This window comes from Streptomyces sp. rh34 (assembly GCF_002551245.1).
Lineage (GTDB): Bacteria > Actinomycetota > Actinomycetes > Streptomycetales > Streptomycetaceae > Streptomyces.
In genome coordinates this window covers 1-21125 of sequence record NZ_NTGZ01000046.1, presented here as the reverse complement: position 1 = coordinate 21125, position 21125 = coordinate 1, and the positions used below count along the sequence as shown (strand labels likewise).

General features: G+C 70.9%; 22 protein-coding genes. 10 read left to right on the top strand and 12 right to left on the bottom strand.

Features of this window, described 5'->3' with window-relative positions:
* Window positions 1-217: 217 nt before the first annotated feature.
* The gene (locus CR470_RS11940; RefSeq protein WP_097867564.1) at window positions 218-874 is read right to left on the bottom strand and encodes a hypothetical protein; all 657 of its coding nucleotides are present in this window, start codon (window positions 872-874) and stop codon (window positions 218-220) included.
* Window positions 875-1088: 214 nt separating this feature from the next.
* Window positions 1089-2024 carry a hypothetical protein gene (locus CR470_RS11935; RefSeq protein WP_097867563.1) on the bottom strand — a complete coding sequence of 312 codons (936 nt, stop codon included), beginning with the start codon at window positions 2022-2024 and terminating at the stop codon, window positions 1089-1091.
* 812 nt (window positions 2025-2836) lie between these two features.
* Here CR470_RS11935 and CR470_RS11930 point away from each other — a divergent pair.
* From CR470_RS11930 to CR470_RS11905, 7 genes are all read left to right on the top strand, one after another.
* Window positions 2837-4051: a helix-turn-helix domain-containing protein gene (locus tag CR470_RS11930; RefSeq protein WP_097867562.1), complete on the top strand. Its 1215-nt coding sequence runs from the start codon at window positions 2837-2839 to the stop codon at window positions 4049-4051.
* A 203-nt stretch (window positions 4052-4254) separates the two neighbouring features.
* Entirely contained in the window at window positions 4255-4515 is a 261-nt protein-coding gene (locus CR470_RS11925; RefSeq protein ID WP_097867561.1) for a hypothetical protein, read from the top strand.
* 130 nt (window positions 4516-4645) lie between these two features.
* A complete protein-coding gene (locus tag CR470_RS11920; protein WP_097867560.1) occupies window positions 4646-5119 on the top strand; it encodes an SCP2 sterol-binding domain-containing protein in 474 nt (157 codons plus the stop codon).
* A 4-nt stretch (window positions 5120-5123) separates the two neighbouring features.
* Window positions 5124-6338 (top strand): acyl-CoA dehydrogenase family protein, encoded by a 1215-nt coding sequence (locus CR470_RS11915; protein WP_097867559.1) that lies wholly within the window; start codon window positions 5124-5126, stop codon window positions 6336-6338.
* A gap of 486 nt (window positions 6339-6824) precedes the next feature.
* On the top strand, window positions 6825-7001 hold the full coding sequence (locus CR470_RS39510; RefSeq protein WP_179892225.1) for a hypothetical protein: 177 nt from the start codon (window positions 6825-6827) through the stop codon (window positions 6999-7001).
* A 129-nt stretch (window positions 7002-7130) separates the two neighbouring features.
* On the top strand, window positions 7131-7985 hold the full coding sequence (locus CR470_RS11910; protein WP_097867558.1) for a hypothetical protein: 855 nt from the start codon (window positions 7131-7133) through the stop codon (window positions 7983-7985).
* Window positions 7986-8104: 119 nt separating this feature from the next.
* Entirely contained in the window at window positions 8105-10198 is a 2094-nt protein-coding gene (locus tag CR470_RS11905) for an MDR family MFS transporter (RefSeq protein ID WP_097867557.1), read from the top strand.
* 21 nt (window positions 10199-10219) lie between these two features.
* Here the strand turns inward: CR470_RS11905 and CR470_RS11900 are convergent, their stop codons facing one another.
* The 4 genes from CR470_RS11900 to CR470_RS11885 form a co-directional block, all read right to left on the bottom strand.
* Complete coding sequence (locus CR470_RS11900) at window positions 10220-10654, bottom strand: YchJ family protein (protein ID WP_097867556.1); 435 nt, start codon at window positions 10652-10654, stop codon at window positions 10220-10222.
* Window positions 10655-10832: 178 nt separating this feature from the next.
* Window positions 10833-11642, bottom strand: a complete 810-nt coding sequence (locus CR470_RS11895) for an SAM-dependent methyltransferase (RefSeq protein ID WP_097867555.1) — start codon at window positions 11640-11642, stop codon at window positions 10833-10835.
* Between the two features lie 160 nt (window positions 11643-11802).
* On the bottom strand, window positions 11803-12039 hold the full coding sequence (locus tag CR470_RS11890) for a DUF397 domain-containing protein (protein WP_018955330.1): 237 nt from the start codon (window positions 12037-12039) through the stop codon (window positions 11803-11805).
* Entirely contained in the window at window positions 12039-12899 is an 861-nt protein-coding gene (locus tag CR470_RS11885) for a helix-turn-helix domain-containing protein (RefSeq protein ID WP_097867554.1), read from the bottom strand. Before CR470_RS11885 ends, CR470_RS11890 begins: the two co-directional genes overlap by 1 nt.
* A 208-nt stretch (window positions 12900-13107) precedes the next feature.
* Between CR470_RS11885 and CR470_RS11880 the strand changes: the two genes are divergently transcribed.
* Complete coding sequence (locus tag CR470_RS11880) at window positions 13108-13584, top strand: ATP-binding protein (RefSeq protein ID WP_097867553.1); 477 nt, start codon at window positions 13108-13110, stop codon at window positions 13582-13584.
* Window positions 13578-14015: a hypothetical protein gene (locus tag CR470_RS11875; protein WP_097867552.1), complete on the top strand. Its 438-nt coding sequence runs from the start codon at window positions 13578-13580 to the stop codon at window positions 14013-14015. The genes CR470_RS11880 and CR470_RS11875 overlap by 7 nt, the downstream gene beginning before the upstream one ends.
* A gap of 40 nt (window positions 14016-14055) precedes the next feature.
* On the opposite strand, the gene CR470_RS11870 is transcribed toward CR470_RS11875, so the two are convergent.
* The 5 genes from CR470_RS11870 to CR470_RS11850 all read right to left on the bottom strand — a co-directional run bounded on the left by CR470_RS11870 (window position 14056) and on the right by CR470_RS11850 (window position 18705).
* On the bottom strand, window positions 14056-14856 hold the full coding sequence (locus CR470_RS11870) for a glycosyltransferase (RefSeq protein WP_097867551.1): 801 nt from the start codon (window positions 14854-14856) through the stop codon (window positions 14056-14058).
* Window positions 14853-15440 (bottom strand): class I SAM-dependent methyltransferase, encoded by a 588-nt coding sequence (locus CR470_RS11865; protein ID WP_097867577.1) that lies wholly within the window; start codon window positions 15438-15440, stop codon window positions 14853-14855. Before CR470_RS11865 ends, CR470_RS11870 begins: the two co-directional genes overlap by 4 nt.
* Window positions 15441-15496: 56 nt before the next feature.
* Window positions 15497-16261: a PIG-L deacetylase family protein gene (locus CR470_RS11860; RefSeq protein WP_097867550.1), complete on the bottom strand. Its 765-nt coding sequence runs from the start codon at window positions 16259-16261 to the stop codon at window positions 15497-15499.
* On the bottom strand, window positions 16258-17247 hold the full coding sequence (locus CR470_RS11855) for an acyl-CoA dehydrogenase (RefSeq protein WP_179892227.1): 990 nt from the start codon (window positions 17245-17247) through the stop codon (window positions 16258-16260). The genes CR470_RS11860 and CR470_RS11855 overlap by 4 nt, the downstream gene beginning before the upstream one ends.
* 240 nt (window positions 17248-17487) lie before the next feature.
* Window positions 17488-18705 carry an FUSC family protein gene (locus CR470_RS11850; protein WP_097867548.1) on the bottom strand — a complete coding sequence of 406 codons (1218 nt, stop codon included), beginning with the start codon at window positions 18703-18705 and terminating at the stop codon, window positions 17488-17490.
* Between the two features lie 259 nt (window positions 18706-18964).
* On the opposite strand from CR470_RS11850, the gene CR470_RS11845 reads away from it, so the two are divergent.
* Window positions 18965-19414: an SRPBCC family protein gene (locus tag CR470_RS11845; protein WP_097867547.1), complete on the top strand. Its 450-nt coding sequence runs from the start codon at window positions 18965-18967 to the stop codon at window positions 19412-19414.
* 42 nt (window positions 19415-19456) lie between these two features.
* On the opposite strand, the gene CR470_RS11840 is transcribed toward CR470_RS11845, so the two are convergent.
* The gene (locus CR470_RS11840; protein ID WP_097867546.1) at window positions 19457-20803 is read right to left on the bottom strand and encodes a 6-phospho-beta-glucosidase; all 1347 of its coding nucleotides are present in this window, start codon (window positions 20801-20803) and stop codon (window positions 19457-19459) included.
* Window positions 20804-21125: the final 322 nt, after the last annotated feature.

Below are 21125 nucleotides of genomic sequence, written 5' to 3'. Positions count from 1 at the left end.
ATCGGATCACCGGTGCCCGGACTTTGGCAGCCGGTGACAATGCGCGGCCGCGCCCTTGTCGGCGAGTGCGCGAGAACGGGGTGTGTCCGGCCGGCGCGGTGGAGCGTCACGTGTGGCTCCGGCCGACGCCCCGGAGCCCCCGCTCGCCGTCGTGCCCGGCCGTCGGGTGCGCACGGCCGGGCACGACGTTCAGGTACGGGACGTCATCGGCGGTGGATCACCCGCTGATGACCGGGGACTTGCCCGTCGCCTGGTTCACGATGGTGTACAGCCCCTGGAAGCTGGCGCTGGTGCCGACGATGCCGCAGCCGCCGCCGGTCTTGTTGGTGATGGACAGGGTGAGCCCGCCGCCCGCGGTGTTCAGCGTGCCGTTGCTTCCGCCCGTGCTCGGGTTGTTGTACTTGGCCGCGACCTTGCCGGTCACGTCGAAGGTGCACGGACCGAGGACGCTGTTCCCGGACACCTTCGCCTTGATCGCTCGGATCTCACCGGTCACCTGGCCCGTGGAGTTGGTGCCGGCGCCCGCCGCGTAGTCCAGGCCCCAGATCTCCCACGGCGGCGTGGTGGTCACCGTCCACTGGGAGCTGAACGGCCCGGTGCACGGCGAGTTGAACGAGATCCCGGAGATCGACGCGAGCTTGGCCGGGCTCCCGGCGACCGGGGAGGTCGGCGCGGAGCCCGAGGCGGCAGAGGTCGCACACTGGATCTTGTTGCCGTTGTTGTCGGTCAGGACGGTCACTCCGGCACTGCCGTTGAAGGCGCCGGTCGGGCTGATCGTCCAGCTGGTCGGCGCGGCGACGGCCGACGGGGCGGCCAGGACGACGGATGCCGCGGCGGCACCGATCGCGGTCAGGACTCCGGTTCGCTTGAACATGGGGGTACTCCCTTTTCTCGTTCCGTTGGGGATGCGACTGAACGTGACTGGAGAGGCGCTTGCTCGGTTGCTCGCCGTGCCGGACGGTGCGGCACTCGGCGGGGCCCACGACACCGGCTCGTGTCGAGGTGCGCGGACAAGGACGTGGGGGCGGGTTGCGCTTCACCTCCTGGTGCTCGGGGTCGGGGCGGGTCCGGCGGATCGGAACCGGGGCCTACCGCTTCGCGGAGTGCCAGAATTCGGCCAGCTTCCTGCCCTCGTTCGGCGCGAGGCCGGCGGGGTCGTAGGGGCTGCCGAAGTACGTCGTGGTGGCGTCGAGCGTCACGCTGTTCTTTCCGGCGGCGGACGGGAGGCCGGTCTTGAGATTCACCGCCCAGTCCAGGAGACCCGCACCGCAGCCGCTGGCCCCGGGAACGGCGAACGTGGCGTCCCCCTGGTCGGCGCCGTCGAAGGTGTAGCGCCCCATCTCGCCCTCGTCGTCGTTCGGAGTCCCGTCGGCCGAGAACCGCTGAAGCGAGAGGCTCGGCGCCGTCACGTTCTGCGGCTTCAGGAGCACCGGGTCGGAAGTGGTCCCGATGTAGCACTTGTCACCGAGGAACGGATTCTTGAGGTGGATGCGGACCGGGATGGTGAGAATGGGCTCACCGGTGGAGAACGCCGCGTTCATATGGAAGTCGCGTGGCGCTCCGGCCGGTTCGATGGTGGCCGTCACACGGTTGAGATTGTTGTCCGTCAGCTGCCGGCAGATTCCCGATACGATCGGAATTCCGCTGGGACACATGAGCCCGATCAGACCGCCGGGGATCTCCGCCGGGTCCGCGGTCAGCGCCCCCTCGGGCGGGGCCACGAGGGAGGCGGCACCGCCGGGGCGCTGGATGACCCCGAGTTGCAGATCGGTATGGCCGGTGGAGACCTTCGTCTTGCCCAGCGTGATGGTTCCGGTGGCCGAGCTCGACGCTATGCAGGTGGCGATGGTGCTGAGGCCGTCCGCGGCCAGCATGGCGGGCGCGTCGACCGGGCAGCGGTCGAAGGGCGCCCAGTCGCCGTTGAGCTGGGTGGCGGCGGTGGCCGAGCCCGTGGAGAGCAGAGCGCTGAATGCCGTGAACGCCGCGAGCAGACCTACGCGGGTTCGATTGGAAACGGATCTCATGTCGTCCCCTCTGTCGGCCGCCGTGGCGCGGCCTCGTGCACGAAGTTGACCGGTTCCGCGACGCGAGCCCGCACCGCGACGACTTCTCGACGGTGATGGATCCTCGGGTGGGCCCGGGGGCGGAGGATCGGAGCATCAAATTTCGGGCAGATTTCGTGACCGAATTGATCGAGGCGTGATGTTACTCGCGGGAAACAGGGCGACACAATCCGTCCGTCTAAGATTCTTTGCACCGCACTCTTTTTGATCCGGAAATGAGCATCGGGGCACTGCCTCCTTGTCAAGGAATGCGCATCCGAGGGCATGGAATTGCGCGCCGACGACCGGAACCCCGCATGCTGTGCTTACGCGGCACCGCGCGGCCGGCGGCCGCGGAAGTTCCGCCTCCACTCCCTCACGGATGGCATGCAATTCAGCCAGTCGGCTGAAAATGCTTTCCAGGGGCGGGCCACCCGCACACATTCGCCGTGGTGAGCCGTCTGCGCGCCCGGTCGCCACCAGGATCGACCGGCCCCGCGCGCGCTCCACGCCGGGAACATCCCGGGGCAGCGGAACGGTTTTGTTGTCATCACCGGAGCACGCGGCCGAAATTCATTGTCCGAAAGCGCGTAGCGCCGCCCGACCTGCACGGAAGTCGCACAGTGCGGCCGGGATGTGTGCCCCCTGCACTTCGATCTTGTCCAAGTGGTGTGCAGTGCCTGTTCGTTGGTCTATCTTCGTCGCGAACTTGGTACGCACCTGTCGGTTCGTGGGAGCGCTTTCCCCCCACCGCCTCACCCCACCACCGGGCGCCGAGAGCAAGGGGACATGTCATGCCACATCTCATACAACCGTTGGACACAGAAGACCCCCTGGGGCCGCTCCCCCAGGAATTCGCGGCGATCATGCGGCCCGAACTGCCCAGCCTCATCAAGGAAATCGGCGTCGAGGTCACCCGGGCCTATCCGGAATACGCCCGACTGCTCGACGGCCCGAACGGGCAGGCCATCCGGGTCGGCGTGGAACAGAGCCTCGCCTCCTTCGTCGATCTGGTGGCCGAGCCCTCCTCACCCACCACGCTCCGGGACGACATGTGCCGGCGCTTCGGACGGTTCGAGGCGTACGAGGGCCGGAGCATGGACACCCTCCAGGGGGCCTACCGGCTGGGCGCACGGGTGGCCCTGCGGCGGGCGAAGAAGGTCGGGCAGAGCTACCACCTGTCCCCCACCCTGATGCTGAGCTTCGCCGACGCGCTCTTCGCCTACATCGACGAACTGGAATCGCTTTCCCGGGAGGGATTCCTGGAGGTGCGGTCCCAGTCGGGCGAGCACAGTGAGGCGTTGCGCCGCCGTCTGCTCCACCTCATCCTCGCCGGACGCCCGGCCCCGGGCACCGCCATCGCCGATCTGTGCGAGCAGGTCGGGTGGGCGCTGCCGAAGGAGGTCACACTGATCGCCCTCCGCGCCCCGGCGGAACTGGACCGGCTCAGCGTGGACCGCGACCTACTCGTCGATCTCAGCGCCCCGCAGCCGCACCTGCTGATCCCCGGAGCGCTGAACGAGGCACGAAGATCGATGCTGGAACTGGCCCTGCCTGCCGGCCGCGCGGCGATCGGGCTGACCGTTCCGACGGCGCAGGCCTGCGAGTCGATCCGCTGGGCCCGCCGGGTTCTGGAGCTCGTCGACTCCGGCGTGATCGACGACGCTCCGCTGATCCACTGCGAGGACCACCTCACCACCCTGTGGCTGCTGTCCGACCCCGCTCTGCTGGACCAGCTCGCCCAACGGGAGCTGGCCGCCGTGGCGGGGATCAGCGCCGGCCGCCGTGACCGGCTGGTCGAGACGCTGCGGATCTGGCTCGACACCCGGGGAACCGCGGCCCAGATGGGCGCACTGCTGGATGTCCACCCGCAGACCGTGCGTTACCGCATGCGGAGCCTGGAGACCATCTTCGGTGACCAACTCGTCGACCCCGAGAGCCGTTTCGCCACCGAGGCCGTGCTGCGCGCGCTGCGGCTGCGCTCCCGGTCCACGGACACACCCCCCTGATCCGCGGATCACGTTCGGCGCGGCGGGTCAACTTACCGAGGCGTAAGGCGAAAAAGACGGTCAGTCCCCAACGGTTGCGACACGGAGACGTATCCGACGAGAAACCCGGAACCGCGTCCCGTACACAGGAAGGAGCCTGCCGCCCATCAGGCGACAGGCCCCGTGCACCGCCTCCTGGCCAACCATCCGAGAGGGAAAGCCCCATGACCGCCTCGCACCTCCTCGTCCCCGTGCCGATCCCGGACCGGGTCGCCGCGCTGATCGGTTCGTGCGTTCCGCCGCACATCCTCCAGGCGGAGTTCCTCGCCGACTGCGCCGCCCGCGAGGTACGCAGGTTCCGCGGCCCCCGGCTCGGTGTCGAGGACCAGGCCGACCGCGAACAGGCCCTGTCCGATCTGGCCCGCGCCAACAAGGTTCTGGCCGCGCACCACCCCGGACTCGCCGTGAAGCCGGACTCGCCCTGACCGACTCCCGCCCCTCGCCTGCCGCCTCTCACCCCAACTCAACGCAACGGGCGGCGGTTCGGCCTTGCGGGGCGCCACCTCTCCCCTTACCTTACTCAAAAGTAAGTTTACTTTGGAGTAAGGAACTGGCGTGGACGGAACCAGCAGCGGCAACCTCACCGACGACCTGTCCGGGCTCGACTTCGCGGCAGTGGCACCCGAGGAGTTCGCCCGGATCGTCAAGAGCCTGTCCGCCAGGCAGCTCGCCGAGGTCATGCGGGGCGAGCTGCGCACCCGGATACTCGGCGAGGTCTTCGGCCGGATGAAGCAGCGGTTCCGGCCCGAGGCGGCCGCCGGCCTCACCGCTCTGATCCGCTGGAAGATCACCGGGGAGAGCGACGCCGTCTACGAGACCGCGATAGCCGACGGCGTCTGCCGGATCACCCCCGGGCGCTCGGACGCCGAGCCGCGCACCACGCTGGTGATGGGCGACGCCGAGTTCCTCAAGCTCGTCTCCGGCAACGGCAATCCGGTCACCATGTTCATGACGCGCAAGCTCAAGGTCGCCGGTGACGTCGGCCTCGCCTCCGGCCTGACCCGCTACTTCGACATCCCGAAGGTGTGAGCGCGTGAGCTTCTTCTCCCTCGCCCTGACCGAGGAGCAACAGGACCTGCGCAACTGGGTGCACGGCTTCGCCGCCCAGGTGGTCCGCCCGGCCGCCGCCGAGTGGGACGCCCGGGAGGAAACCCCCTGGCCCGTGATCCAGGAGGCCGCGCGGATCGGTCTGTACGGATTCGAGTCGCTCGCCGATCTGTACGGGGACCCCACCGGGCTCTCCCTCCAGATCGCCAACGAGGAGCTGTTCTGGGGGGACGCGGGCATCGGCATGGCCCTGTTCGGGACCTCGCTCGCGGTCGCCGGAATCTTCGCCTCCGGCACCCCTGACCAGCTCGCCGAGTGGGTACCGCAGTGCTACGGGGACGAGGACGACCCGAAGGTCGCCGCCTTCTGCGTCTCCGAACCGGGGGCCGGTTCGGACGTCTCCGCGATGACGACGAGGGCCCGCTACGTCGAGGCGAGCGACGCGTGGGTGATCTCCGGCCAGAAGGCGTGGATCACCAACGGCGGCATCGCCGAGGTCCACGTCGTCGTCGCCTCCGTCGATCCGGCGCTCGGGGCCCGCGGACAGGCCGCGTTCATCGTGCCGCCCGGCACGAAGGGCCTGACGGCCGGCCGCACGGTCAAGAAGCTGGGACTGCGTGCCTCGCACACCGCGGATCTCTTCCTCGACGAGGTGACCGTGCCGGGGCACTGTCTGCTGGGCGGGAAGGAGAGGCTGGACGCCCGCTTGGCCAGGGCGCGTGAGGGCGACGCCGGCAAGGGCCAGGCGGCGATGGCGACCTTCGAGGTCAGCCGCCCGACCGTCGCGGCGCAGGCGCTCGGCATCGCCCGGGCCGCCTATGAGTACGCCCTGGAATACGCCGGTGAGCGCGAGGCGTTCGGCAGACCGATCATCGAGAACCAGTCGATCGCCTTCGCCCTGGCCGATATGCGGACGGAGATCGAAGCCGTACGGCTGCTGATCTGGCAGGCCGCCTGGATGGCCCGCAACGACCGGGCCTTCGACGCCGGGCAGGGTTCCATGTCAAAGCTGCGGGCCGGCGAACTCGCGGTCTCGGCAACGGAGAAGGCGGTCCAGATCCTCGGGGGCGCGGGCTACAGCCGGGAGCACCCGGTGGAGCGGATGTACCGCGACGCCAAGATCTACACCATCTTCGAGGGCACCAGCGAGATCCAGCGCCTCGTCATCGCGCGGGCGATCTCGGGTCGGCACATCCGGTGACGAGGAGGAGGCGGCACCGGGTCGGGTCCGGCGTCGCGGCGGGCGGGAGGGGGAGGAGGTCGGACCTGCCGATCGCTCTGTCGCCCCTCTCGGGGCACCCGTCCCTGCTGCTGGATCGGTCCCTGATTCGGGCCGGATCCGCCCCGAATCCGTGTGATCCTCGTCGCCCCGAACGTCACGCCAACGGGGAACGGAGCCGGGGAAATCTTCATCGGGCCAGGCCGGACGGAGATCGTCACCGAGCGCGTCGGGACGCGTACGCAACAACACCGAAGTCCCGTCACACCCCGCCGACGTGCGGCAACAGGGCTCGGATCGCCCGGTCGTGACGATCCGCGGCGATCCGTGACGACGGTGTGGAGAGGGTCGGGGCACGGGGCGAGAACGGGTCGGCGCCGCTTCGGAGCCGGGGGCGAACGGTGCCCGTGGCGTGCCCCACACGTTTGACCGGTGCCTCTCCGGGTCCCCTGCCACTAGCCTCTTCACATGACCTCCACTTCGACCGAGCCGACGCCTGCCCGCCCGATGGTTGAGCTGAACGCGGAGATCCGCGCTCTGGTCGCCGACGGCGGTGTGGTGTCGCCCGAGGGCCGGCGGGAGTACGAGCGGCTGCTCGTCGAGTGGGTGGCGGCCGTACGGGGCGGGCCCTCGGAAGCTGTCTGACCGCGGGGCGGCGGGCGCCGGCCGGGAGCGGCGAGGGCCCCGGCACTCCGGGAACCACCCGCTCCGCGAGGCCGCCCGGGCGTCGGCGATAGTGATCGTCCGTCCGCGTCCTCATCCCGGGAGAACCTCATGACCGCCGTGTCACCCGCCGGCGCACGCCGCTCGTCCCTCCTGCTCGTCACCGATCTCGCGTACGAGGCCCGCGGCCGCCGCTACGGCGACGAGGACATCTTCCTCGGCTCCCGGCTGCGCGAGACGTTCGACGTCGCGCTCTGCCATCCCCGGGACGCGGCGGCGCTGCTGGACGGCTTCGACACCGTGCTGATCCGCAACAGCGGGCCCGTGCTGCACTACCGGGAGGCGTACGACGCGTTCCGCTCGCGGGCCCGGGAGCTGCGGACGCCGGTCTACAACCCGCTGGACGGGCGTGGCGACATGGCGGGCAAGGACTACCTGGTCGAGCTGGACCGGGCCGGCTTCCCGGTCATCCCCACGGTGGACCGGGCGGTGGATCTGGCGCGGCTGCCCGACGCCCCCCGGTACGTCGTCAAGCCGAAGCTGGGGGCGGACTCGGTCGGGCTGCGTTTCGTCACGGCGGCGGAGGCCGCCACCGCGCTGGAGCGGGCGGCCGAGGGCTCGCTCCTCGTCCAGCCGCGGATCGACTTCCACCACGAGGTGTCCTTCTACTTCGTCGACCACGACTTCCAGTACGCGCTGTACGCCCCGGACCCGGAGCGGCGCTGGGTGCTGGAGCCGTACGCGGCGAGCGCGGAGGACCTGGAGTTCGCCCGGCGCTTCATCGCCTGGAACTCCCTCACGCACGGGATCCAGCGGGTCGACGCCTGCCGTGCGGCGGACGGCGCGCTGCTGCTCGTGGAGCTGGAGGACCTCAATCCCTATCTGTCGCTCGACCGGGTCGGCGAGGACGTCCGTGAGGCGTTCGTGGCGCGGCTGACGGCCTCGATCGCCTCGCTGCCCCGCTAGGCCTGTCGTTCGGATCGTGCCGGGGCGCGCGTGCCCCGGCACGATCCGGCGAAAGGCCCCGGCCCCCGTCCGGCCCGTCCCCGCATGCGGGTGCGGGGAGCCGGTGTGAGGGTGCAGAGGTGACCACTGCCAGCGAGCAAGCCCCCGCCGCGCAGAGTGCCGCGGCGCCGCCGCCCGTCCTCGACCGGCGGCGGCGGAACATCGTCTTCGCGACGATCGTGCTGGGCATGCTGCTCGCGGCGCTGGACCAGACGATCGTGGGCACGGCCCTGCCGACGATCGTCTCGGAGCTCGGCGGCGCCGCGCACATGTCGTGGGTGGTCACCGCCTATCTGCTGGCCGAGACGGTGGCCACCGTGCTGGTCGGCAAGTTCGGCGACCTGTTCGGGCGGAAGCTGGTCTTCCAGGTCTCGGCGATCATCTTCATCACGGGCTCGTTCCTGTGCGGTCTCGCGTCGGACATGCTCCTGCTGATCATCTGGCGCGGCATGCAGGGCATCGGCGCGGGCGGCCTCATGGTCACGTCGATGGCTCTGATCGCGGACGTCATCCCGCTGCGCGAACGGGGCAAGTACCAGGGCGCGATCGGGGCGGTCTTCGGTATCTCGACGGTGATCGGGCCGCTGCTCGGCGGACTCTTCACCGACCATCTGACCTGGCGCTGGGCGTTCTACGTCAATGTGCCGATCGCCATCGTGGTGGTGATCGCCGCGGCCCGGAACATTCCGTCGGTGAAGGCCGCCGGCCGGCCGGTCATCGACTACGCCGGGATCGCGCTGGTCACCGTCGGGGCGAGCGCGCTGATCCTGGCGACGAGCTGGGGCGGGAACGAGTACGCCTGGGGCTCACCCATGATCATCGGGCTGTTCGTCGGCGGGCTGATCGCCCTGGCGCTGTTCTGCCTGGTGGAGACGCGGGCGAAGGAACCGATGCTGCCGATGCGGCTGTTCCGGAACCCGGTGTTCACGGTCTGCTCGATCCTCAGCTTCATCGTGGGCTTCGCGATGCTCGGCTCGATGATCTTCCTGCCGACCTATCTCCAGTACGTGGACGGGGACTCGGCCACGCTCTCGGGGGTGCGGACGCTGCCACTGGTCGTCGGTCTGCTGGCCGCCTCGATCTTCAGCGGCAACGTGGTGAGCAAGACGGGCCGCTACCGGGTGTTCCCCATCGTGGGAACCCTGGTCATGGCGGCCGGCCTGTTCCTCCTGTCCCGGATGGGGCCGGGGACCGGCGTCTGGCTGGAGTCGCTCTACATGGTGGTGCTGGGGCTCGGCATCGGTCTGGCCATGCAGGTGCTGACGATCGCCGTGCAGAACACCGTCGACTACGCGGACCTGGGCACGGCCACGTCGGGCGTGACGTTCTTCCGCACCCTGGGCAGCGCCTTCGGCACGGCGGTGTTCGGCACCATCTACGCCAACGCGCTGAAGCCCAACCTCACCGACGGCGTCGCGCGGGCGGTGGCGGCGGGCGGCGACCCGGCGGCCCTGGCCCGTGCCTCACAGAACCCGCAGGACCTGCACGCACTGCCCGCCGCCCAGTCGGAGCCACTGGCGCTGGCGTACGCGGACACCCTGCACACCGTGTTCCTGTGGACGGTGCCCGTCGCGCTGATCGGCTTCGTCGTCGCGCTGTTCCTGAAGGAGGTGAAACTGCGGGACTCGGCACGGCTCGGGTCGACGGACATGGGCGAGGGCTTCGCCCAGCCGGGCAGCGGGGACTCGGCGAAGGTCCTGGAGTATTCCGTGGCCACCATCCTGCACGGCGCGGGCCCGGACACCGCCCGGCGGATCACCGCCGAATCCGACACCCGCCTCGACATGGCGGGGGCCTGGGCGGTGATGCAGGTCGACCTCTTCACCAGGATGGTCGGCCACGCGGGCCTCGGGCTGATCGCGGCCCGGCACCGCATCCCGCCGGAGGTGCTGGTGCCCGTCTTCGACCGGATGATCGAGGAGGGCTATCTGACGGGCGACGGCCGGATCTTCTCGCACACGGCGGCGGGCCGGCGTGAAGCCTCGGTGATCTCCGACGCCTGGGGCCGCTGGCTCAACGAACGCCTGGCCGAGGACGGCGCCCGCCCCGACGACCGTCAGCTCCGGGCCACCGTGGATGTGATCGCCAAACGGCTGCTGGCGGAGGACCTGGCCCAGGAGCTGTCCTCCGCGGCCGGTCCCGGCGGTTCGAGGCGGGTGGGGGCCCCGGTCTGAGGCGGCGTCCCGGACCTGCGCTCAGTCGACGAAGACCGCCGTCGTGTAGACCCAGGCGCCCTCGTGCCGGACGAAGCGGCTCTTCTCGTGGAGGGAGTCGGGACGCCCGTCGTCGGTGTAGTGGGCGCGGAAGGTGACCGTTCCGGTGGAGTGGAACGCGCTGCCCTCGGTGGTGTCCAGGATGTCCAGTCCCACCCAGCGCATCGCGGGGTCGAAGTCGACGCCGGGCGGCCGGGTCCCGGGGTGCCAGGTGCGCAGCAGGTACGCCGCGTCCCGGACGACGAAGGCCGCGTAACGGGAGCGCATCAGGGCCTCGCAGGTCGGCGCGGTGGCACTGGCGGAATGGAACCGGCCGCAGCACTGCCCGTAGGCGGCGGGCAGGCCGCAGGGGCACGGGGAGGCGGAGGTGATCCGCGCGGCGGCCGGCCCCCGGGGCCGGGAGGTGCGTCGTGACATGGGTCCATTGTGACGCGTGGTGGCGGGCTCGGCGGGCCGGGGCGAAGCGACGGCGGTACCCGGTGGGCGTCAGCCCGGGACGGCGGCGGAGCTGGGCGTCGGCGGTTCCGGGGGCCGGGTGCTCGACGAGCCTGCGCCGGCCGCCCGGTCCGGGTGCGGGCGGTGGTTGAGCCGGGGGTCAGGGTTTGCGGGCCACGCCGGCATAGCCGGGGATCGGCTCGTCGCCCGGGACGTCGATGACCTCACCGAGCTCCGGGTGCCAGTCGGCGGAGAGCGAGACACCCGGCTCGACCAGTTCGAGACCGTCGAAGAACGCCGTGAGTTCCGCGTGGCTTCGGGGCCGCAGCGTCATCCCGCGCGCCTTGTACATGGCCCGTGCCTGCGCGGCGCCCTCCGGGTTGAAGTCGCCCGTGGTGTGCGAGAGCACCAGATAGCTGCCGGAGGGCAGCCGCTCGACCAGCTTGTCGACCAGTTCGCCCGCGCCGTCCTCGTCGTCGATGAAGTGCAGCAGCGCCAGCAGCGACAGGGCGATCGGCTCGTCGAAGTCCAGGACCTTGCCGGCCTCCGCCAGGATGGTCCCCGGCTTGCGGGCGTCGGCCTGGATGTACTCAGTGGCTCCCTCGGGCGTGGAGCGGAGCAGCGCCGCCGCGTGGGCGAGCACGATCGGGTCGTTGTCGCAGTAGACGACGCGCGCGCCGGGGGCGGCCCGCTGGGCGATCTGGTGGAGGTTCGGCTCGGTGGGAATGCCGGTGCCGATGTCCAGGAACTGGCGCACACCGCTCTCGGCGAGCCAGCGGGTGGCCCGGTGCATGAACGCCCGGTTGACCCGCGCCATGTCACGGCCCCGCGCGTCCAGGGCGAGCAGCTGTCGCGCCATCTGTTCGTCGACCGGGTAGTTGTCCTTGCCGCCGAGGAACCAGTCGTACATCCGGGCCGGGTGCGGCTTGCTGGTGTCGATCTCGATGGAGTGGTGATCTTGCCCGGTCATGGCGCGCTCCGTGGTCAGGGGTCCGTACGTCGACGATGGGGAACAAGCGAAGGAAGGGGGGTGCCCAAGTGCTGTGCCGGGCCGGGCTCTTCGCCGGCCCCCGTGCCGGGCTCCGTACCGGGCCCTTCGTCGCCCGGACAGGATATTGGGGGGGGTGGTCTCAGGTAAGAAGGAAGTCGGCCTGGCCGGCCTTGGCGCCCTGGATGAACGCGGCGATCTCGCCGTTGGAGTAGATGAGAGCGGGACCGTCCGGGTCGGCGGACTGGCGGACGGCGACCCGCCCGTCGGCGAGTTTCATGGCCTCGACGCAGTTGCCGCCGTTCCCTCCGCTCCACGGCTTGTACCAGCCTTCGGAGCCGAGATCACCGGCAGGCATGCCGTTGTATATGTGGTTCATCACAGCTCCTTGCGGAAGTCCCGGAGGATTTCCTTCGTGCGTTGTGCAGTTGCGGCCTGAGCCGCCATGCGGTCCATGACTTCGAGGTAGGAGGCCACCTCGGGGCGGGCGTCGAAGTAGACGGCTCCGGTCAGGTACTCGCTGTAGACCATGTCGGGGAGTTCGGGAACGGCGAACCGGAAGAGCACGAACGGCCCGTAGGTTCCCGGGTGGTGGCCGGTGGCGAACTCCGCGATCTGAAGCGTGACGTGGGGAAGGTCCGTGAACTCCAGCAGCTTGTCGATCTGCCCGCGCATCACCTGCGCACTGCCGACGGGCCGCCGCAGCACGGTCTCGTCCATGATCGCCCACAGTCGGGGGGCGTCGTCCTTGGCCAGCAGGGACTGGCGCTCCATCCGCAGCGCCACATGGCGCTCTATGTCCTCGGGCCGGGTCTGACCGACCGCCCCGGTCCGCATCACGGAACGCGCGTAGTCCTCGGTCTGGAGGAGTCCGGGCACGAAGTGCGGCTCGTACATGCGCAGCAGGCTCGCCGCGCCCTCCAGGCTGACGTACATGCTGAACCAGTCGGGCAGGACGTCGTGGAAACGCTGCCACCAGCCCGGCTTGTTCGCCTCCTCGGCCAGGTCGACGAAGGCGTCGGCCTCCCGGTCGGCGATGCCGTACGCCTTCAGCAGCAGCTGAACGTAGGGGATCTTCAGCCCGACCTCGGCCGTTTCCATTCTGCGTATCGTCGCCGGTGCGACCCTGAGCACCTTCGCCGCCTGGTCACGGGTCAGGCCGACACGCTCGCGCAGATCCTGCAGGCGCTTGCCGAGAACGACCTGGCCCACGGTCGGGGCGGACCGCGGTTCGCTCACTTCAGACCTCCCCATGCGCTGTTTTGCGAGCAGTGTGCCATGCGTGCGCCCCCAACGACACAGTCACTCTGGAAATTTCAGAGTGCCCCTTGCCAAGTGTCATCGTCAGGGGGAGAGTTGACTTCCGAACCTGTTCGCTCAGTCACGGCCGCCCCCGATCACCCCGGGGAACGAAGCGTGACGCAGCCCCCACTGTGAGGAATCGGTCGTGGCACCTGGCAGTGCGCTCATCCCCCGGCTCATGGATCTCAGCCCCGGGACGGATACGCTCCGTCACTGCTTCGCGCTGCCGGCGCACCCCGAGTCGGTGGCCCGTGCGCGCGAGCTGACGCGAGCCCGGCTGGACGCCTGGAAGCTGGGGCGCGACGCCTGTGACGCGGCCGTCCTCATCGTCTCCGAGCTGGTGACCAACGCCGTCGTGCACACCGCGAGCACCCGGGTGGTGTGCGAGCTGAGCCGGTTCGGCAGACGACTGCGGATAGCCGTGCAGGACCAGGGACACCAGCCCGGCGGCCCGCGGCTGCGCCGCTCGTCCGACGACGAGCACGGCCGTGGTCTGCTCCTCGTCGACGCGATGAGCAGCGCCTGGGGTTCGTACGACGCCGGGAACGCCTCCGGGCGCATCGTCTGGGCGGAGCTGCCGCACGACGCCGAGCAGCTGTCCGGCACGGAGCAGCCATGCTGAAGAACGCGCTGGCCAGGCTGCGTGCGGCACACCGGGCCCGGACGCCCGAGCAGGCCCGTGGCGGCAGGGTGCGGCTGGTCCTGCCGGCCTCGATGTCGGCCACGCTGGGCTGCGACGCGGTCGGGGTGCCCGCCCGGCACGGCTTCCGTCTCATGTCCCATCTGCCACGCACCGGATGCGTCTTCGCCGACGCGGACCGCTGGTGGTGGATCGTCCCGGCCGACTCCGACCTGGATCTCGCCTGGCCCGAGCAGGTGACGTACGCGCGGGACGCGGACGTGCCCGCCGGACGGCCCCGGCTGATCCACTCACCGGACGGCCTCACGCCGTACACCCCGCCCATTCCGCTCTTCCTGATGGTCTGCCAGGTGACCGGGGTGGCACCGAGCTGGGCCACCGCCGGTGCGCCGAGCGTCGTGTCAGCGCCTTAGGGCGACACTCGCCCCGGGGCATGCGCCGCGGTTGGCGGGTCTAATCGGCATGTGCTCCAGGACGGGTGAAGGCATCGGCGTTCAGCCGGCCGCTTCCTGGTCCGGACGCGGCGAGCGGAGCAGGCCGGTCCAGGTCTGTCAGGTAGTCGCCGAAGCCTCCGCGTGCGCGAGGGGTTCTGCGGGCCGAAGTGATGACGGGGCAGTCCGCAGTGCGCAGGATGCGTGCGCCGGTACGTTGCAGAGCGTCGACCAGGCCACGGTCCTCGTTGAGCGGTTCGGGCGGGAAGCCGCCCGCCGTCACGTAGGCACGGCAGCCGACGCCGAGGTTCGCGCCGTGTACGTGGGGGTGGTGCCAGGGATGGCCTGCGGGTGGTCGGGTCATTTCGTACAGGTGGCGGTAGCGGGCAGCCAGCTGAGGGGTGTCCGGTGGCCAACGGTCGACGGTCACGGTGCCGACGACCGCGTCCCAGCCTTCGGCGGCACGGGCCAGCTGGTGGGCGAGCCAGTCCGGCCGCACCGTGCTGTCGGCGTCCGTGGAAGCGATCCACACGTCGTGCGGGGCGTCGCCGAGGACGCTGAGCGCGGCTCGCACGCCCGCGGCTCGGGCCCGGCCGACGTTGCGGAAGCGGACCGGAACGACCAGAGCACCCTCAGCGCGGGAGACCGTGGCGGTGGCGTCCGTGCAAGCGTCGGCCACGACCACCGTGAGCACACGTGTCGAGCCGATGCCGGGATGCTCTGCCGCCGCGCGCACCGAAGTCAGTGTGGCCGGCAGCAGAGCCTCTTCGTCGCGGGCCGGGATGACGACGGCAACGGCTTCGACGCCGTGCGGCGCGGTCATCCAAGTCCCTCGCGGGCGGCCGGAGAAGGGGCCGGCGTGCCGTCGGGGCCGGTGCGCTGGTACACCTGCAGCACGAAGTCGTCCTCGCGGTGGTCGGCCGTCAAGGTCAGCCCGGAGAGGGAGGCGACGGTCCGGGCCAGCGTGGTGCCGGTTCCGCGGTGGTCGGGTACCGGATGGTTCCAGTGCACTGTCGCCAGGGTGCCGCCCGGCTCCAGGGCGCCGACGGCACGGCCCAGGACGCGGTGGAGCGTGGGGGCGTCGAAGTAGTAGAGCAGCTCGGACAGGACGACGAGGTCGAAGCGACCGGGAGGCCACTGGTCGGGGATGTTCAGGTGGCGCACATCGACGTGAGGGAGGAGCGAGGTGCGCTTGCGTGCTGTCGCGACCGCGGACTCCACCCGGTCGCAGGCCACTACCTGGTCACACCGCTCGGCCAGACGCACCGTCAGCTCGCCGACGGAACAAGCGGGTTCGAAGGCGCGGCGATAGCGCGGCAGGGGCAGGCTCGCCACGGTGAGGTCGTACTTGCGACGCTCGTACCACCGCTCGGCGAGGTGCCAGGGGTCCGGGGTGTCGCGGTACATGTCCTCGAAGTAGGCGGCGGGGGTGCCGGACCTGTCCGGTGGGTGCTGGTATCCGCTCACCGGAAGACCACCTCCCGGTCGCGAAGGTGGTGTGCCAACTCCTGCGGGGGCAGGATCGCCGCGTCGCCCGGCCCCGGCCCCAGGGGGGCGATCTGGCTGACGAACCGCCCGACCGCCGCCCGCTTCCGGTCCAGCGCCGTTGGCGACAGCGGGATGCGGGCCAGGCTCCGCCATGGCACCCGGGGGTCTCCCGGCACCGCCCAGTGCCACATCCACACCGGATAGAGCCAGCAGGCGACACCCGCTGAGGCCGCCGCGCGCCGAGCGGCCCGGCCGACCGCTTCGTGGTCGCCGTGCTCGTCGCCGGTCCAGGGCGCGACAAGCAGGTCTGCGCCGTCGACCAGGGGGGTGATCCGGGCGGTGACCTCGTGCTCGTACATGTCCACCTGTGTGTCGGGGACCTGCAGGCGTACGACGGTCGAGTCCGCCGCCCCGAGCTCGGTCAGCGCCGCCCGCGTCTCGGCAGTGCGCAGCCGTACCAGATCGGACGCGGTGACCAGGGCGCTGTCGGGGTGGGAGCCCTCGCCGTCGGTGACCGAAACGACGGTCACCTCCGTACCGGAGGCCGCGAGCATCGCGATCGCGCCTCCGAAACCGAGCACCTCGTCGTCGGGGTGGGCCGCGAGCACCACCACGCGGTCGAAGGGCCCCAGGGCGGCTTCCGGGAGGTGTGACCAGCCCGGCCATGCCCGCCATGCCGCCTCGGGGGTGCCCGGTGCTTGGATGGGATCGGCGAAGTCCCCGTCCGGGGTGCCCGTCATCGCCCTGCCTCCGGCCTTGCCAGGAACGCGCCGAGCCCGGCGAGGTCGCGTTCGGCGTGGTGCTGGCGGATGTACACGGTCAGGTCGGCCACTGTGCGGGCGTGCGCAGCGTCGTGGCACAGCGGTCCTGCCCCGGTCGCCCTGCCCACGTGGTCCAGTACCTCCCGGCAGACCGACTCGACGAACGCGCGCACCCGCATCGCCCGTAGCCGGGCCCCGCCGCGCTCGTCGTGCGGGTCGGTGTCGATCTCCCGGGCCGCCTGCCCCAGGAGCGTCTCGGCCGCGTGGAGCTGGATGTCCACCGCCCCCAGGTGGGCATCCGTGTGCGGCTCGGCCCGCCCTGCGGCCGCCTCGCGCAGCACCCGGGACGCCGCCGTCGCCCCGCCGTACCAGCACGCGGCGACGCCGATACCGCCGTGCCAGAATCCGGGCCTGCGCACGTACGCCTCGGGTTCGCCGACCGCGGCTGCCGGTGCGTCCGTGAACCGCACATCCGGGGTGTCGCTGCCCGCCATGCCCACGGCGCTCCAGGTGCCCTCCACCGGACGACAGCCTTCCGATTCCACCCGTACGGCGAAGAGCCGTCGCGACTCCCCTTCCCGGGCGGTGACCAGGGCGTGGGTGCAGCTGTGCGCCCCCGAGCCATACCGCTTCAGCCCGTTCAGCACCCAGCCCGAACCCTTGCGGACGGCTGTGAGGCCCTCGCCCGGAGGCTCAGCCGCCCACACCCCCCACCGCTCCCCCGGGGACGGCGGCGGTGCTCCCAGTTCCGCGAGAATGGCTGTGGCGTCAACATGCCCCTCGACCAGGCGCGCCGTGCACAGGCCCGCCTCGGCGACGGTTCGCAGAGCCGCGAACCGCTCGGCGGTACGCCCGGAGCCCGGCAGCGGGAAGCTCAGTTCCCCGTTCTCGATACGTCTGACCGTGTCGGCGAATCCTTGCGCGGCCGCCGCCACGTCGCCGGTCGGCACAGGATCTGTCGGCATGGTTCTCGCTCCTTCAGGACTGACGAGCAGGTCTGACACAGCTGGTCGCGCCTCCACGATCGCTCGATTCCCCGGCCCGCACGACCGGGCCCGCGGGATTCACAGCTCTTCTCCGTGCCCCTCTCACCAGGAACGAATCCCCCGGCCGCCCGCAGGACAGGGCAGGACGGCATCGGTCTCCTGGTGGCGATGGCGTTCGGTGTCCTCCCTCTGTTCGGCGGCCTGGGGCCGGTGGCGCCTCTACCGCCCTCCTCCAGCCCACTCCTGCGACCCGTCGGGTTCCGGGGTGCGGGCTGTGCTCCGCAGTGCGTCGCAGGTGTACTGGAACTCCTCCATGAGGCGGGTGGCCTCGACTACGAGGACGCCGTACGGCCGGGTCGGGTCCATCAGCGGAAGTCCCGCTTCCTCGGCGCTCCGGAGGACGGCCCGCAGTCCGTCCTGGGCGGAGTAGGAGAGTCGACCCGCCTCCTCGGCCTGGGCGGGAAGGGCGTCGGTGTCGATGGTGGACAGGACATGGGCGATGTCGCGAAGGACGGCCAGGAAGTCGGCGTAGGCGTGCAGGACGGGGAGGTAGCCGTAGGTGTTCTCCGTCTCCTGCCACTGGCTGAGGCTTCTGTTGAGCGAATTCAGCTGGTACACGGACCGCCCGATCGGTAGCAGGATCTGCCGGAAGCGGCCGACGGCGAGGTAGCCCCGGTGGGCAGGCAGAAGACGCCGCGGATTGAAGGGCAGGCTGTCCTCGGCTGTGCTCAGGCTCCCTCGCGCCTGAACGAGGGAGCGTTCCGCGCGGGTGCCGACGGCGATCCACGCTCGGGTGCGCGCCGCGGAGACGTCCCCGCGGCGCAGGCCGTCCGCCATGTCCGCCAGCAGGTGCTCCACTTCCCTCCCCAGGACCTGAATGCCCTGCTCGGCACCGCGATAGCGCAGCGGGGGTGCGATGCACAGGTTGACCGCGAGGCCCAGGGCACAGCCGACGAGGACAAGGAGCACGATCTGAGCCAGTTGCTCCAACCGCTCGCCGGTACTGGAGGCGGCGCTGTAGGTGGAGAAGGCGAAGAACGCGGCGGTGGCCACCTGCGTTCGCTGCTCGCCCAGGACGGGCCACTGTCCGATGGTCAGCGCGATGACGGCGACGAGAGGGAAGACGAACAGCTCGGGCCCGATGAGGAAGCCGAGGGCGCCCTGCACGGCGACGCCGACGACGACGGCCCCCGCGTACCGGACCGCCTGCCAGAGCGACCGGTAGACGGTGGCGTTCATGACCAGGACAGCCGAGAACGGGGCGAAGGCCGGGGACGTCGCGGACAGCAGGTCCTGCGCCACCCACCAGGCCGCCGTGGCTGCCAGAGTGCTCTTGCCGAGCATCAGAACGAGCTCGCGTTCATGACCGTGCGACCGGCGGGCCCGGCCCACCCACGCCCCCGAACGCCGTGCCCGGTCCTTCAGCTGCTCGATCATGTCCCGCCCATGCTTCTCTTCGTGCCGTGGGTACAGGGTCCGGGTAACCGGTTCGACGCTCCTCGAACGGAGAGGTGGCTCACATCGAGGTCCGAGCCGCTCTCGGGAGGGCCCCGCATGGCGGGTGACGGTGGCCCGGCGTGCGGACCGGGCCCCGGCCGTACCGACAGAACTTTTCGTCCTGGCCGGTGTCGGACGGAGGTACTCGGGTACGCGGCGTTGCGTCACCATCCGATTCCGATCGCCACAGGGAGTGAGCATGTCGAAGATCGAGGAGTCCGTAGAGGTCGCCGTTCCGGTGCGCACGGCCTACGACCAGTGGACGCAGTTCGAGGAGTTCCCGCAGTTCATGGACGCGGTGCAGCGCATCGAACAACGCACACCCACACTGACCCAGTGGGAGACCAGGGTCGACGGTGTGACCCGGAAGTTCGACGCGGAGATCACCGAGCAGATCCCCGACGAACGGGTCGCCTGGTCCACGGTGGCGGGCGAGGTCCGTCAAGCCGGAGTCGTCACCTTCCACCGCCTGGACGACACGCACACCAAGGTCATGCTGCAACTCGACCACGACCCGCAGGGCATCGCCGACACGGTGGGCGACAAACTCGGATTCGTCCGCCGCCAGGCCAAGGGCGACCTGAAGAACTTCAAGGAGTTCATCGAGGCCCGCGGCACCGCGACCGGCGCCTGGCGGGGCACGGCCTGACAGCGGCTTCGCCCGTGCGGGGCGGGCCCGGTGAGGATCGGGTCAGGGCCCGGCGAGGTACGCGAGCCCCGGGTGGACTTCGGTGTACCGGTCGAGCAGCCGCCGGGCCACTGCCACGGAGTCGACCAGCGGGTGCAGCGCGAACGCCTGGACGGCCGCCGCGCGGGACCGGCCCTCCACCGCCTCCAGTACCGCCCGCTCCGCGGCCTTCACCGCGGTGACGAGGCCGACCGCGTGGGTCGGGAGGGGCGAGACGGCCACCGGGTGGGCCCCGTTGGCGTCGACGAGGCAGGGCACCTCGACGACGGCGTCCGCGTCCAGGGCCGAAAGGGCGGTGCGGTTGCGGACGTTGAGGATCAAGGAGGTGCGTTCGTTGCGGGCGACGGCCCGCATCAGGGCGAGCGCGACCTGTTCGTAGCCGCCGGACTCCAGGTCGCTCTCCTCCCGCTCCCCCGCCCCGGCGACATCGCGGTTCTCCGCCATGTACGTCGCCTCACGTTCGGCGCGGGTGCGGTCCCAGGTGGCCAGGGCGGGGGTGCCGGGCTCCCGCATACGGGCGTAGAAGCCCTCCTGCTGATCCCGGAGGAAGGCGCCCCGGGTCTGTTCGGCCTCCTGGTAGGCGGTGACGGCTTCACGGTTGAAGTAGTAGTAGTGCAGATATTCGTTGGGGATCGCGCCCAGCGACCGGAGCAGTTCCGCGCCGAAGAGGCGGCCTTCCTCGAAGGACTCCAGCAGCTTCGGGTCGGCGAGCAGCCGGGGCAGTTCGTCCCGCCCGTCCACGTACAGCCCCCGCACCCACCCGAGGTGGTTGAGCCCGGCGTAGTCGATCCAGGCCCGGTCCGGGTCGGCGCCCAGGACGCGGGCGACGCGCCGCCCCAGCCCGACCGGCGAGTCGCAGATCCCGATGACCCGGTCGCCCAGGTGCCGGGACATCGCCTCGGTGACGAGGCCCGCCGGGTTGGTGAAGTTGATGACCCAGGCGTGCGGGGCGAGCCGGGCGATGCGGCGGGCGAGGTCGAGGGCGACGGGAACGGTGCGCAGTCCGTACGCGATGCCGCCGGCGCCGACGGTCTCCTGGCCGAGGACGCCTTCGTCGAGGGCCACCCGCTCGTCGGCGGCGCGTCCGGCCAGCCCGCCGACCCGGATGGCGGAGAAGACGAAGTCGGCGCCGCGCAGCGCCTCGTCGAGCTCCGTGGTGGCGACGACGGCGGGGGCGTCCGCGATGCCCCGCCCCTGTTCCGCGAGGACGCGGGCGACGGCGGTGAGCCGGTCGGCGTCGGTGTCGTACAGCGTGACCCGCAAGACGCGGCCCTCGGCGTGATCGCCGAGGAGGGCCCCGTACACGAGAGGCACCCGGAATCCGCCACCGCCAAGAATTGTCAGCTTCACGCTGCTCGATGGTACGGGCAGGTCCGGGCATCCCCGCGTCGGCCGCGCGGGGCCGGTCTCCCCGGCCCCGCCCGCGTCCGCCCCGGAACACGATGCGGCGGCCCCGGGCCCGTGGGCGGGATCCGGGGCCGCCGCGGCCGGACGGCCGGCGGTGTGTCAGTAGCCGCTCCACCAGCGGGCGACCGCCTGCCAGAGCCGGGCGGGGGCGGCCGGCCGGCGCTGCTGCGGGATCGTCGCCACCGGAGCGGGTTCGGGGGAAGGGGCCGGTTCGGCGGCGGGGGGTGCGGCCGGGGCGGGATTGGGGCTGTCTCTTATACACATC